The 13,070-nt window shown below is 73.5% G+C and carries 11 protein-coding genes; 2 read left to right on the top strand and 9 right to left on the bottom strand.

The window, feature by feature from the left end; all coding sequences use genetic code 11:
* Nucleotide 1: 1 nt before the first annotated feature.
* From ECOMGDLI_RS30905 to ECOMGDLI_RS30940, 8 genes are all read right to left on the bottom strand, one after another.
* Nucleotides 2–775 (bottom strand): SRPBCC domain-containing protein, encoded by a 774-nt coding sequence (locus ECOMGDLI_RS30905; protein ID WP_088320657.1) that lies wholly within the window; start codon nt 773–775, stop codon nt 2–4.
* A gap of 53 nt (nt 776–828) precedes the next feature.
* Entirely contained in the window at nt 829–2,985 is a 2,157-nt protein-coding gene (helR, locus tag ECOMGDLI_RS30910; protein WP_088320689.1) for an RNA polymerase recycling motor ATPase HelR, read from the bottom strand.
* A 92-nt stretch (nt 2,986–3,077) separates the two neighbouring features.
* A complete protein-coding gene (locus ECOMGDLI_RS30915) occupies nt 3,078–3,458 on the bottom strand; it encodes a cupin domain-containing protein (protein ID WP_088320658.1) in 381 nt (126 codons plus the stop codon).
* A gap of 35 nt (nt 3,459–3,493) precedes the next feature.
* Nucleotides 3,494–4,858, bottom strand: coding sequence for a GGDEF domain-containing protein (locus ECOMGDLI_RS30920; protein WP_088320659.1), 1,365 nt, complete (start codon nt 4,856–4,858; stop codon nt 3,494–3,496).
* A gap of 48 nt (nt 4,859–4,906) precedes the next feature.
* The gene (locus tag ECOMGDLI_RS30925; protein ID WP_088320660.1) at nt 4,907–7,195 is read right to left on the bottom strand and encodes a PAS domain S-box protein; all 2,289 of its coding nucleotides are present in this window, start codon (nt 7,193–7,195) and stop codon (nt 4,907–4,909) included.
* A 59-nt stretch (nt 7,196–7,254) separates the two neighbouring features.
* Entirely contained in the window at nt 7,255–7,908 is a 654-nt protein-coding gene (locus ECOMGDLI_RS30930) for a response regulator (protein WP_369812814.1), read from the bottom strand.
* Nucleotides 7,909–8,056: 148 nt separating this feature from the next.
* Nucleotides 8,057–8,482, bottom strand: a complete 426-nt coding sequence (locus ECOMGDLI_RS30935) for a hypothetical protein (RefSeq protein WP_088320662.1) — start codon at nt 8,480–8,482, stop codon at nt 8,057–8,059.
* A gap of 238 nt (nt 8,483–8,720) precedes the next feature.
* A complete protein-coding gene (locus tag ECOMGDLI_RS30940; RefSeq protein ID WP_088320663.1) occupies nt 8,721–9,161 on the bottom strand; it encodes an SRPBCC family protein in 441 nt (146 codons plus the stop codon).
* 118 nt (nt 9,162–9,279) lie between these two features.
* Between ECOMGDLI_RS30940 and adhE the strand changes: the two genes are divergently transcribed.
* Together adhE and ECOMGDLI_RS30950 are read left to right on the top strand one after the other, a co-directional pair.
* The gene (gene adhE, locus ECOMGDLI_RS30945) at nt 9,280–11,913 is read left to right on the top strand and encodes a bifunctional acetaldehyde-CoA/alcohol dehydrogenase (protein ID WP_088320664.1); all 2,634 of its coding nucleotides are present in this window, start codon (nt 9,280–9,282) and stop codon (nt 11,911–11,913) included.
* A 110-nt stretch (nt 11,914–12,023) separates the two neighbouring features.
* Nucleotides 12,024–12,374, top strand: coding sequence for a hypothetical protein (locus ECOMGDLI_RS30950; protein WP_143448049.1), 351 nt, complete (start codon nt 12,024–12,026; stop codon nt 12,372–12,374).
* 82 nt (nt 12,375–12,456) lie between these two features.
* Here the strand turns inward: ECOMGDLI_RS30950 and ECOMGDLI_RS30955 are convergent, their stop codons facing one another.
* The gene (locus tag ECOMGDLI_RS30955) at nt 12,457–13,038 is read right to left on the bottom strand and encodes a dihydrofolate reductase family protein (RefSeq protein WP_088320690.1); all 582 of its coding nucleotides are present in this window, start codon (nt 13,036–13,038) and stop codon (nt 12,457–12,459) included.
* Nucleotides 13,039–13,070 lie beyond the last annotated feature (32 nt).

The following is a 13,070-nucleotide window of genomic DNA, read 5'->3' on the forward strand; positions in this document are numbered from 1 at the left end:
CTCACGAGGCCCGGTCGGTCGCGAACGGCTGCCCCGTCTCGAGCAGTGACTTCAGCGACGAGTAGATCGACGGCGTGTCACGTTCGGCTGCGGCAGCCGTCTCTCCGGTCACCTCGCTGAGGGTCACGGTGAGCCGGGTGACCCCCTCGCCGGCCTCCTCGATCCGGTAGTCGAGCACACCTGCCGGCTCGGCATCGACGGCCTCGTCCCAGTGCGCGTCGAAGCCGAGGACGAGCCGCGACGGCTCTTCGCTCGTCAGCACGTCGCCGTCGATCATGACGAAGCCATCGGCATCCTGCGAGTAGCGCCCCCCTGCTCTCCAGTCGCTGCGGGTCACGGTTCCGTAGAGCCAGCCGCGAGGTGTTCCGGTCTCGGTGAGCGCGTCCCACACCTGCTGCCGTGACGCACGGATGTAGATGGTGAACACGGTCTTGGGTGTGGTGACGACGGGATCGCTGGTCATGGTGGGCCCCTCGAGGTGTGCACGTAGTGACAGCAGAGCGTTGGCGGTGGCGCTGGTGTACTCCGACAACCACCGCCGCTGAAGCTCGGCCAGCGGCACGGGGTTGAGGAAGTGCCGCTTGGTGCGTCCCACCCGGACGACGGTGACGAGGTCGGCCCCCTGCAGTACCGCGAGATGCGCGCTGACGCCGTACCGCGTCATCCCGGGGAGGACGGCGCACAGCTGGGCCAGCGACTGTCCGCCCTGCTCCCTCAGGGCATCGAGGAGGCGCCGCCGCGACGGGTCGGCGATGGCCTTGAAGACCGCGTCCACGGACGGAGAGAATAGGTGAGTATTTACTCACCTGTCCAGGGGTGGCGTCGCTGTCAGCCGCTCGTAAGGACGACGAGCCGCTGCGTCGCCCGGGTCATCGCGACGTACCGGTCGACGGCCCCCTCGACACCGTCGCCGAACGCGTCGGGGTCGACGAGCACGACGAGGTCGAACTCGAGCCCCTTGGCGAGCTCGGGGGTGATCGACCGGACGCGGTCCGTCGTCCGGAACGTCGGGTCGCCGACGACGCAGCCGATGCCCTCGGGATGGGTGGCGAGCCACGCGTCGACGACGGCGGCCAGGTCCGACGTGCGGCCATGGGTGACGGGGATGCCGCTGCTGCGGACGGACGTCGGCACGTTGGCGTCCGGGAGCACCGCCCGGATGACCGGCTCGGCCTCGCGCATGACCTCCTCCGGGGTGCGGTAGTTGATGCTCAGGGACGCCTGCTCCATCCGGTCGAACCCGACCCTCTCCAGGCGTTCGCGCCACGACTCCGGGAACCCGCGCCGGGCCTGGGCCCGGTCGCCGACGACGGTGAAGCTGCGGGACGGGCAGCGTCGCAGCAGCATCTGCCACTGCGCGTCGGTGAGCTCCTGCGCCTCGTCGACGACGACGTGCGCGAAGGGGCCGGCGAGCCGGTCCGGGTCGGGACCGACCGGCACGGTGTCGTCGACGAGCACGCTCTGGAGGTCCTGGCCGCGGAGCATCGACATGACGAGCATCTCGGAGTCGTCGGAGGCGACGAGGTCGTCGACGACGACGTTCCTGCGCTCCCGCTCCGCCTCGACGGCGGCGGCGTGCCGGCGGCGCCGCCGGGACACCTCGGGGTCCCCGAGGCGCTGCCGGGCGGCGTCCAGGAGGGGCAGGTCGGCGACCGTCCAGGCCTGGGCGTCCGCGCGCTGCAGGGTGCGGACGTCGTCCGGCCCGAGCCAGGGCGCGCACGCGCGCAGGTACGCCGGCACCGACCACAGGTCCCCGACGACGTCGGTCGGCTCGAGCATCGGCCAGGCCCGGTTCAGCGTCGTCCGCAGGGCCGCGTCCTGCCGCAGGGCGCGGCGGACCAGTTCGGTCGGGACGTCGTCGCTCTCGTCGAGGTGCTGGTCCACGAGCACGTCGAGCAGCGCCTCGAGGACCTGGTCGCGCGCCTCGTTGTGCGGGGTGCCGGGGTCCGGGGCGTCGAACGCCTCGGCCCAGTCGGCGGGCTCCAGCCGGACGTCGGCCCACGGGGTCGTGACGGTGAGGCCGCGCGTGGGCGGCTCCTCGTAGATCCGGACGGCGGCGTCGACCGCCGTGACCATCGCGGCGGTCGACTTGAGCCGGGCCACGGCGGGGTCGGTCTCGTCGGGCGCCGACGCCCCCTCCGGGACGAGGTCGCGCAGGGTGCAGGTCTGCACGCCCTCCTCACCGAGGCTGGGCAGGACGTCGGCGACGTAGGCCAGGTACGGCTGGTGCGGGCCGACGAACAGGATGCCGCCCCGCCGGTGCCCGAGCCGCGGGTCGGAGTACAGGAGATAGGCAGAACGGTGCAGGGCGACAACGGTCTTGCCGGTGCCCGGGCCGCCGTCGACGACGAGGGCGCCGCGGGAGCCGGCCCGGATGATCGCGTCCTGGTCGGCCTGGATCGTGCCGAGCACGTCGCGCATCCTGGGCGACCGGTCCGCACCGAGGCTCGCGACGAAGGCCGACTGGTCGTCGAGCGCGGCGTGACCCTCGAACCCGTCCGCGGTGAAGACCTCGTCCCAGTAGTCGCTGACGCGGCCGCGGGTCCAGCGGTAGCGGCGGCGGCTCGCCAAGCCCATGGGGTCGCCGTGGGTGGCCCCGAAGAACGGTTCTGCCGCAGGGGATCTCCAGTCGACGAGCAACCGGCGGCCCGCCCGGTCGGTGAGGCCGAGCCGCCCGACGTAGACCGGCGCGGCGTCGTCCGCGGCGACGATGCGGCCCAGGCACAGGTCGAGCCCGAAGCGGCGCAGGGTGCGCAGCCGGGTGGTGAGGCGATGGATCTCGAGGTCCCGGTCCATCGCCTCCTGGCCGCTGCCGCCGGGTGCCCGGCGCTCGGCGTCGAGCCGGTCGGTGAGGTCGGAGATCGTCTCGTCGAGCGTCCGCGCGATCGCGGAGAAGTGCTGCTCGTCGGCGGCGACGAGGGCCGGGTCGGCCTTGCGGGAGAGGTGGTCGGGGAGGTCGAACGCACTGCTGGTCCTCAGGTTCACGCCGTCGATCGTGCTGCACGACACGGGTCTTGCCGCAAGCCCCCGGGTCGGCTATACGTTGAGAGTGGCGGGAGGCAGCGCTCCCGGCGCTCTCACTCCTCGAAAACGTGCCGGATGTCGAACGGCTTGTTCGTGATGAAGAGCATCGTCACGTCGCCGTCCGGGGACGCCCCGTGCTCCATGCGACCGCCCTCCGGGAACCACACGAAGCTCCCCGCCGGGAAGCTGCCCCGGTGCGTCACGAGGGTGCCTGACAGCACGTAGATCCCGTGCGCGCACGGGTGGGTGTGCCACCGGTTGACGAAGCCGGCGCGGTAGACCGCCTTCATGACCTGCATGCCGGTGTCCGGGTCGGTGACGAGCGGGAGCACCTCGAGCCCGTCACCGAGGCCGGGCATCGGCCGCGGGGTGTAGACGGCGCCGTTGGTGTCGACGACGGTGAGCTCGACGGGTGTGAGGTCTGCGGCGGACATGGCGGCCTTCCCGGACGACGAGGAGGGTTGCCGGTCTACGCCCTGCGGGCGTCCCCGGGCAACCCCGCGCCGTCCGCCCTCGCGGCCTTGAGCCGGTACATGACCCGGTCCGCGGCGGCGATCACGCCGAGCGGGTCCCGGTCCCCGGGCCGGGCGCACGGGTCGGCCAGGTAGGCCCCCAGCGTGGCGCTCGGGGTGAGCACGGCGCCCTCGACCCAGACCGGCTCGGACAGCGTCCGGGCCAGGCGCGCGAGCGTCGCCTCCGGCGACCAGTCGGCCGGGACGTCGGGCATGACGACGACGAACTCGTCGCCGCCGTACCGGCCCGCGACGTCACCGACCCTGGCGGCGCGACCGAGGCGGTCGGCGACCGCGGCGAGCAGCCGGTCGCCGGCGGCGTGGCCGTACCCGTCGTTGACCGCCTTGAACCCGTCGAGGTCGGCGAAGAGCACCGCCACGCGGCGCCCCGGGCCGGTGGCGGCGAGGGTGCGGCGCAGGTGGTCGTGCAGGGTGCGGCGGTTGAGCAGCCCGGTGAGGTCGTCGTAGCTCGCCCGGCGCTCGGCGAGGAACCGCTCGTCCTCGAGCCGGCGATGGGAGCGCTCGTCGTCGGTGGCGTCGTGGAGCACGACGACGACCCGTCCGACGACCGGGTCGGCGACGACCACCGTGACGTCGTAGGCCGCGCTCCACAGGCCGTCGTCGTCCCAGGCCCGCGACCGGTACCGCACCGGTGCGCTCCCGGCCCGGGCGAGCGCATCGGTGAGGCGGCGCGCCCAGGTGGCGTCGAGGGTCTCGTGGACGGGCCTGCCGACGTCGTGCTCGTGCACCCCGACGAGCGATCCCGCGGCCCGGTTGTAGTGGCGCAGCACCGCGCGCTGCGGCTGCGGACCGCTCTCGTCGAGGGCGCCGACCTCGAGCACGAGGAAGGCGTCCGGGGCGGCGTCCAGCACGCTGCTCAGGGTGCCCCAGGCCCCGTCCGCGATCCGGTAGGCGTCGACGAGCAGGCCGGGGATCACCTCGGCCGCCTCACGGCACACGACCGACGCCGTCGCCGCGTCCACCCGCGTCACGCGGACGTCGAGGACCGTCGCGTCGTCACCGCTCGCCCGCACCCAGCGCAGGCGCTCGGCCGTGCCGGTGGCGAGCACGCGCCTTACGGCCGTGTGCACCGGCGAGCCGTGGACGGCCCCGACGAGGCCTTCGGCGGCGGCGTTCGCGTAGAGCACCTGGGGCGCCTCCTGCCCGGGCCCGCGGTCCGGTGCGGGCAGGGCGAGCAGCATGAACGGGTCCGCCAGAGCGGCGACCGCGCCTTCGAGGAGCTCCTTCGGGAACGTCCGCGACGTCAGGGGCTGCTCCGGCACCGCGGACCCGCCTGGCGCCGGCACGGACGTCCAGGACACCCCGTCACGCTGGCACTGCCGTCGGGTGTCGTCCCAGTGCCGATCGGCCTACTCCGGCGTGCCCGGGGGGCCGGCACCGGGCGGCTCGGCGCGGTCTCCCGACTGGTCGCCCGGCGGCATCGGCACCTGCCACGTGAGCACGGCACCGCGGACCGCCCCCGGCCGCAGGACGCTCGTGCCACCGGCCGACCGGGCGCGGTCGGCGAGGTTCGCCAGGCCGTGGCCGGCCGCCGGGCGCGCAGGCTGCGGGCCGGCCCCGTCGTCGGCGACCTCGAGGACGATGCGCTCGTCGGTGATGTCCAGGGTCACGTGGGTCGTCCCCGCGGCGGCGTGCCGGATGACGTTGCTCAGGGACTCCTGGAGCGCCGCCGCGAGGTCGGCCGCGAGCTGACGCGGAACCCGGCCGAGGTCCCCCTTGACGGTGAGCGTCGGCTGGTGGCCGAGCGCCCGGGCCGCGGAGCCGATGACCGCCCGCACGGTGTCCTCGAACGAGTCCTCCTCGAGCGGGCGCCGCAGCTGGAACACCGCGCCGCGCAGCGTGCGCACCGTGCCGACGAGCTCGCGCATGACGTCGACCACCCGGGACTCGGCCTGGGCGGACAGCGTCCCCCGGAGCAGCCCGAGCTGGACCCCGATCGCGATGAGGTCCTGCAGCACTGTGTCGTGCAGGTCGCGGGCCAGCCGCTGGCGTTCCTCGAGCCGGCCGAGCCGCTCCTGGTCGGCGCGGGCCCGGCCGAGCTCGAGCGCGAGCGCGGACTGCCGGCTGAAGGAGCCGAGGATGAGCAGCTCGTCGGCGTCGAACGGCGGCACGGCGCGGGCCACGGCCACCCAGCCGAGGCGGGAGTCCACGTCGAAGCGGGCGGCGGCGACCAGGTCCACGCCGTCGTCCGGGGCGCCGTCCGATGCCGGCCCGGGGGCGAGCATCGCCTGCCGCTGCTCGAAGTGGAGCCGGACGACGTCGGGGTCGAGCGGCGACCGCGCCGCCGCCAGCCGGGCCGCCCGGGCACCGGAGCCACGGACGACGACCACCTCGTCCGAGGACCTGTCCTGGACGGCGAGGAGGACGTCGTCGGCCGCGAAGACCTCGCGGAGGCTGTCGAGCATCCGCTGCTCGACCAGCGCCGGGTCGTCGCCGGCGAGCACGGAGGTCACCAGAGCGGCGTGCGCCGCCATCGCGTCCTGCTGGCGTTCCTTGCGGTACGTCGTGAGGACCCGGTCGGTCACATCGAGGAGGTGGACCAGCGCCGCGGTGGCCTCGTCGCCCGCGACGTCGATCCGGGTCACGAAGACGTCGAACCACACCGTGGCGCCGTCCGGTCTCGTGTGGAGCCTGCGGCAGCTGAAGTGCTGCTCGCCGCTGACCGCGAATGCCTGAGCGAGCGGGCGGCCCTCGCGCTCCTCGTCAGGGCGGTCGAGCATCCCGGTGTCCGCGCCGATCAGGGCGTCGAGCGGGAGCCCGAGAGCGTCCGCGAGCGCCTCGTTCGCCATGACGATCGCGCGCCCCCCGTCGTCCTCGAGGCGGGTGACGAACGTCGGGATCGGCGACCGCTCGAAGGCGGAGCGGAACGACTTCTCGCTGATCCGCAAGCGTTCCTCGGCGCGCACTCGCGCGGTGATGTCGTGGGCGACGACGAGGACGTGCTCCGGCCGGACCCCCGGCGACGGCAGCGCGCACAGTCGCAGGTCCAGCCAGACCTGTTCACCGTCGTCCCGGACGGCGGGCACCGTGAGGTCGGCGCGGTCCACCGCTCCGGAGGCGACCTGCTCGAGCGCACCGAGGATCTCGGCGATCGCGGCTGCCGACAGCGGCACCCCGGTGCCCCGCAACGGCACCCGGTCCGCGGCAGGCCCGAGCCAGGTCAGTCCCGCCCTGTTCACGTAGACCGGCAGGAGCGACGGGGCCTCGAGGATGACCACCGCGTCGTCGACCGTGTCGAGCGTGAGGGTGATGAGCGACTCCGGGTCACGCAGACGGGTCCAGCTGTCGGAGCCGCTGCGCGACGGGCCGGGTTCCGGCACGGCCCCGAGCGTCATCGTCGCCCCGACGCACGACCCGTCGTCCGCGAACCGGCTGGCGACGTGCACGAGGTACGGCCGCCGCCCGCCCATGACGGGCCACTCCACCTGGAACCTCATCGGGACCGCATGCCCACCGCGGACGGCGGTGCCGACGACCTGCTCGACGAGCATCGCCGCCGGCAGCCCTGCGGTCGCGCAGAACGCGAGGTACGACGACCCGGCCGCGAAGAGGGCGGGATCGGCACCCGTCGACCGGGCGAACCCGTCCCACTCCGCGTTCGTCGCGACGACGGTGCCGGACCCGTCGAGCAGCACCATCGCTGCCTCGCCCCGTGGGGTGCGCGCGGACGTCCGCCGGGGCACCCCCGCCGGCGTGCTCACTCCGGGCGGCCGGCGGGATGGGCCCCGCCCGACCCGGTGGCCCGGGCCAGGTAGACCGCCGCCTGCGTCCGCCAGCGGACGTCGAGCTTGAGCAGCACCGACGTGACGTGGTTCTTCACCGTCTTCGGGCTGATGCCGAGCGCGTCACCGATCTGCTGGTTGGTCAGCCCCTCGGCGACGAGGTCGAGCACCCGGCGCTCCTGCCGGGTGAGGCGCTCCAGCAGCCCGGGCTCGACGTCGACGTCCCCGCCGTGGCCGGCCACGGGGTCGGCGGCGGGGCCGACGAGGACGTCACCGCGGGCGACTCTCCGGACGTCACGCACGAGGTCGGCGACCTCGACCTCCTTGAGCACGAACCCGGCCGCCCCGGCGGTGAGGGCGGCGCTGCGGGCCTCGTCGTCGTCGTAGGTGGTGATCATGAGCGCCGCGATGGCCGGGTCGAGGCCGCGGACCCGGCGGCACACGTCGACACCGGACCCGTCGGGCAGCTTGACGTCCAGGAGCATGACGTCGGGGCGCAGCGCGGGGATCCGGCGTACCGCCTCCTGCGCCGTCGCCGACTCCCCGACCACGGTGATCCCGGCAGACTCGAGGACCTCCCGGATCCCCCGCCGCATGAGGGCGTGGTCGTCCACGAGGTACACCGTCACCGCGGCCGGGGCGACGCACGGGGACGGCGCGGACGCGTCGCGGCGGGTCGGTCCCTGGTCGTCGGTCAACGTCCGGTCCCTCCCGTCCTCCGTGTTATCGCTATCAGCCATGATGGCCGCCTCCGCCGGACCACCGGCAGCAGGCCCGTCAGGTCTCGTCGGCGCCGTGTGGGTGACGCTCCTGCGCCGCCGCCTGTGCGAGGAGGTCGGCGGTCGCCGCAGGGGCGGGCCAGGCCTCGAGGGCGGCCAGTGCCACCCGGACATCCCGCTCGACCTCCGGCAGCACCGGGACGTCGCGACCGGGACCGGTCGCGGCCATCCGCCAGGCCAGGCGGCACGCGCCGTCGTGGTCGTCCGGGAGCCCGCAGACGGCCGTCCCGAGGACGGCGAGCAGGGCGTCCACCTGCTCGGGGACCGCCAGGACGTCCACGAGCACGCGGTAGACCTGCCGTTCGTCGACGTTCGCCGCACCGATGCCGCCCAGGTCCGCCGCCGGGTCCGGCGCGGACGGGACGGCAGGGCCGTCGGGACCGCCGGGGGGCGAGGCGCCGGCGGGCCGCGTACTGACACTCATGGGACCGTGCTCCGTGTCCGAGATCGGGGGCGCCCGGGCGGGCCTGCCCTGGCCGCGGGCCCGCCGGTCGTCACGCCGTCTGCTGGTCGTCGCGTCCCTGGCAGGACGGAACGGCCGAGCGCCCCCACGCCGGCGCGACCACGCTGTCCGCCGCCCCGTCGTCACACAAGTGCCGATCGGCCTACTCGGCTCCCGCTCGGCTCACGCTCGGCTCACGCTGCCTGGCCGCCGCTGCCGGTCAGCGCTCCAGATGACTCTTGAGGCCGTTCACGGTGCTCGCCACGAGGCCCTTGATGACCCGCTGGCGGACGAAGCCCGGCAGCGGCAGGTGGTGGCTGATCCGCAGGCTGAACGTCACCTCGGTGCGCGCCGGACCCACCGGCCGAAGGGTGTACCGCCCGTCCTGCCCCGTCTGCAGCCGCCCCTTCACGAGCGACCAGCTCATCCCGCTGTCGTCGTCGGGGTGCTCGTACTCGAGGACGTACTCGTCGGTGCCGACCGGGGCGGCCGCGACGATGTGGGCCGTGGCCGGGGTGCCGTCCTCGTACTCCTCGAGCAGCTCCGCGCGGAGGATCTCGCTGATCCAGGTCGGCTGGCTCTCGACGTCGCGGATCGCGGCGAGGACGACGTCGGTGGGGGCGTCGATCTCGACGGTCTGGCTGGCCTCGTCCGTGGGCACGACAGCAGTCTGCCCACCCGGTGTGATCTGCGCTGCGTGCCGAACGTCCCACGATCCGGGGCGACCGGGCCGCGTCGAATAGTCCTGGGAGAACACCGGTCCACGCGGGGAGGTCCAGATGACCCGGTCCACGACGCAGAGCAGGAAGCCCGCCACGGCCCGGCCCGGCCCGGACGGCGCGACGCCGGCCCGCCGGACCGGCACCGAGGCCGCGGACGATGTCGTGGCGGCGGCGCGCACGGCAGCGGACGCGTTCCGCGCGCTGGACCAGGGGCAGGTCGACGCGATCGTCGCCGCCATGGTGCGGGCAGGTCTGACGCACGCCGTGGAGCTCGCCCGGCTGGCCGTCGAGGAGTGCGGTTTCGGCATCTTCGAGGACAAGGTCGTCAAGAACTTCCTCGCCACCGAGTTCCTCTACGACTACCTCCGGGACAAGCGGACCGTCGGCGTCATCGACGAGGATCCCGCCCTGGGGATCCAGCACGTCGCGGAGCCGATCGGGGTGATCCTCGCCATCACCCCCATCACGAACCCCACGTCCACGGTGCTCTTCAAGGCGATCTGCGCCGCCAAGACGCGCAACGCCATCGTGTTCAGGCCGCATCCGATGGCCACGCGCTCGGCGGCCCGCGTCGTCGAGCTGCTCCGTGACGCCGGCGAGGCGGCCGGCATGCCGGCCGGGGCGCTGGCGATGATCCCGGACGCCGAGCACTCGGTGACGCACCACCTCTTCCGCCATCCGGGCGTCGACTTCATCTGGACGACGGGCGGCACGAAGATCGTCGAGCTCACCAACTCGGCGGGCAAGCCCGCGATGTCGGTCGGGCCGGGCAACGCCCCCTGCTACGTCCACCGCAGCGCCGACCTCGAGGGCGTCGTCGTCGACGTCCTCATCTCCAAGACCTTCGACGCGTCGGTCATCTGCCCGGCGGAGCAGACGCTCGTCATCGACGACGTCGTCCACGACCGCGTCGTCGGCGAGTTCTGCCGGCTGGGGGCGCACCTGCTGACCCCCCAGGAGCAGGCGACCCTGACCGAGTTCGCCTTCGGCGGCCCCGGCGACGAAGGCCGGGTCAACCTCGCCGCCCTGGGCCAGACCGCACCGCAGCTGGCCGCCCGCGCCGGGATCACGGTCCCCGCGCACACGAAGGTGCTGCTCGCGACCCTGCCGAGCGACCCCGTGCAGCTGGCCGTGCACCCGCTGTGCCGCGAGAAGCTCATGCCGGTCCTCGGGGTCGTGCGGGCCACCTCGGAGCAGAACGCGATCGACTGCGCCGTGACGGTCACCGAGCACGGCGGCCTCGGCCACACGTCGTCGATCTACGCCCACGACGACGCGGTCGTCGAGAGGTACGCCGCGGCGGTCCGCACGGGGCGCATCCTCGTCAACGCACCGACCGCCGTCGGCGCCCTGGGCGGCATCTACAACAGCCTGCCGCCGACGTTCTCCCTCGGCTGCGGCACCTGGGGAGGGTCGAGCACCACGGACAACGTCAACTACAGGAACCTGCTCAACATCAAGACCGTGTCGCGGCGCAAGACGCCCCCGCAGTGGTTCCGGGTGCCGTCGAACATCTTCTTCAACGTCGGCGCGCTGGAGAACCTGCGCACGCTGCAGGCGGAGCGCGTCCTCCTCGTGACCGACGCGTTCCTGGAGGAGAGCGGCACCATCCAGGCAGTGCGCGACCAGCTCACGGCCGGGTACGTGAAGATCTACTCCGCGATCCGTCCCGAGCCCGACGAGGCCGCCGTGATGGCGGGTGTCGCGATCATGCGAGACCTCCAGCCCGATCTCCTCGTCGCCGTGGGCGGCGGTTCCGTCATCGACGCGGCCAAGGCGATGCGGCTGTTCTACGAGCACCCCGAGCTCGACCTCGCCGAGCTGTCGCTGCCCTTCCTCGACCCCCGCAAGCGGGTCGCCGACTTCCCCACCGACAGCCACAGCCTGCGGCTCGTCGCGGTCCCGACCACCGCCGGCACCGGCTCCGAGGTCTCCCCTGCCGCCGTCATCACCGTCGGACGGCGCAAGGCGACCATGGTCGACTACTGCCTCGTGCCGGACATGGCGGTCGTCGATCCCGTGCTCACGCTGTCGCTGCCGCCCGGGCCGACCGCCGACACCGGGCTGGACGCGCTCACGCACGCGCTCGAGGGCGCCGTGTCGATCTTCTCGTCGCCGTACACGGACGCGTTCTGCATGCAGGCGATCCGCATGATCTTCCAGTGGCTGCCGGCGGCCGTCGAGCACGGTGACGACATCGAGGCCCGCACCGGGATGGCCAACGCCTCGACCATGGCCGGCCTCGCGTTCTCGAACGCGTTCCTCGGCGTCAACCACGCGATGGCCCATGCCGTCGGCGCGCAGCTGCACGTCCCGCACGGGCGGGCGAACGCCGTCCTCCTGCCCCATGTGCTGCGGTACAACGCCTCCCTGCCGACGAAGTTCATGCCGGCGCCCGGGTACTCGACCTACGTCGCGCCGGAGAAGTACGCGCAGATCGGCTACATCCTGTTCGGCGGGCGCGCCGACGAGGAACGCCGTGAACGGCTCTTCGCCGCCGTGGACGACCTCATCGAGCAGGTGCACCTGCCGCGGACGCTGCGGGACGCCGGTGTCGCCGAGCAGGACTTCCTCGCAGCGCTGCCCGACCTCGTCTCGGCGGCGTTCACGGACATGTGCACCCGCACCAACCCGCGGATGCCGATGGTCGCCGAGATCGAGGAGCTGCTGCGCAAGGCGTACTACGGGTAGGCGCGACAGCTGCGGTGCGGTCGCGCTCGCGGTGGTCCGGTCGCGCACGTCGGCGACCGGCACCACCGGTCCGCCGGGCCGGGTGATCATGGTCGGCTAGGCTGCGTGCCGTGACGACCTCCGCGACGGGGCGGCAGCGACGAGCGGTCGCGGTGCTCCTCGGCGTCCTCAGCGCGGCGGCGTACCTGGTCATGTGGGTCTACGTCGGCACCGGCTGCACCGGGACCGGGGCCGCGCAGTACGGCTGCGAGGCGTTCGAGTGCGTCTGGGGCGACCGCGTCACGGCCGTCGAGGTCCTCGTCGTGACCCCCGCCCTCGTGCTGGCCATGCTGCGGATCGGCCGGACGGCCGCGGTGAGGAACACCGTCTGGACGCTTGCGACGCTCTGGTTGGTCGCGGGCCGGTTCGCGCTCTACCTGTCGCTGGCGGGCCGGACCGTCCGGGACTGCCTGCCCGGGTGACGGGAGCAGCAGCTGCACCCGCGGGCGCGGTCGTGCACCGCGGAGGCCGATGCGCTGCCTCGCCGCACCCCTGCGACCGGCGTCAACGGCGCACCCGGAAGCACAGGTGGAGCACCCGGTCGCCCTGGATCACCACGTCGGGATCCTCCAGCAGGTGCTGTGCGTCGACCGACCCGAAGAAGCGCCGGCCGGACCCGAGCACGACGGGGACGACGTCCATCCGCACCTCGTCGACCAGGCCCGCGGCCAGCACCTGGCCGCCGACGTCACCGGCGGCCACCTCGACGACCCGGTCGCCCGCGAGCTCCTGCGCCTTCGCCACGGCCGCCTCGACACCGTCGACGAAGTGGAACGGCGCCCCGGGGTCCCAGCCCTCGGGCCTCGGCCGGTGCGTCACGACGACCACGTGCTCGACCCCGCCCGGGGGCCTGCCGTCCCAGCCGTCCGTCATGTCGAAGACGCGCCGGCCGGCGATCGTCACCCCGATCCGGTCCCAGTACGGGCGGGTGTGGTCGTAGGACGTCTGCGAGACCTTCAGGTAGCCGCTGTCGTCCAAGGGCACGTCACCGCTGGTCAACCAGTCGAACAGTGGTCCGGGCTGGTCGTTCTCGTCCGCGACGAAACCGTCCACGGACACCGAGGCGTACATGACCACTGTGCCCACGAGGCTCTCCTCCGGTTCGGGTGTTCTGACGT

Source organism: Kineosporia sp. R_H_3 (assembly GCF_002198675.1).
GTDB lineage: Bacteria > Actinomycetota > Actinomycetes > Actinomycetales > Kineosporiaceae > R-H-3.

Bases quoted from the DNA above. Each gene is read 5' to 3' on its own strand.
- ECOMGDLI_RS30925 (WP_088320660.1), bottom strand. From the start codon at position 7,195: ATGGTGCTGCTCGACGGGTCCGGCACCGTCGTCGCGACGAACGCGGAG.
- ECOMGDLI_RS30915 (WP_088320658.1), bottom strand. From the start codon at position 3,458: ATGTCCGCCGCAGACCTCACACCCGTCGAGCTCACCGTCGTCGACACC.
- adhE (WP_088320664.1), top strand. From the start codon at position 9,280: ATGACCCGGTCCACGACGCAGAGCAGGAAGCCCGCCACGGCCCGGCCC.
- ECOMGDLI_RS30935 (WP_088320662.1), bottom strand. From the start codon at position 8,482: ATGAGTGTCAGTACGCGGCCCGCCGGCGCCTCGCCCCCCGGCGGTCCC.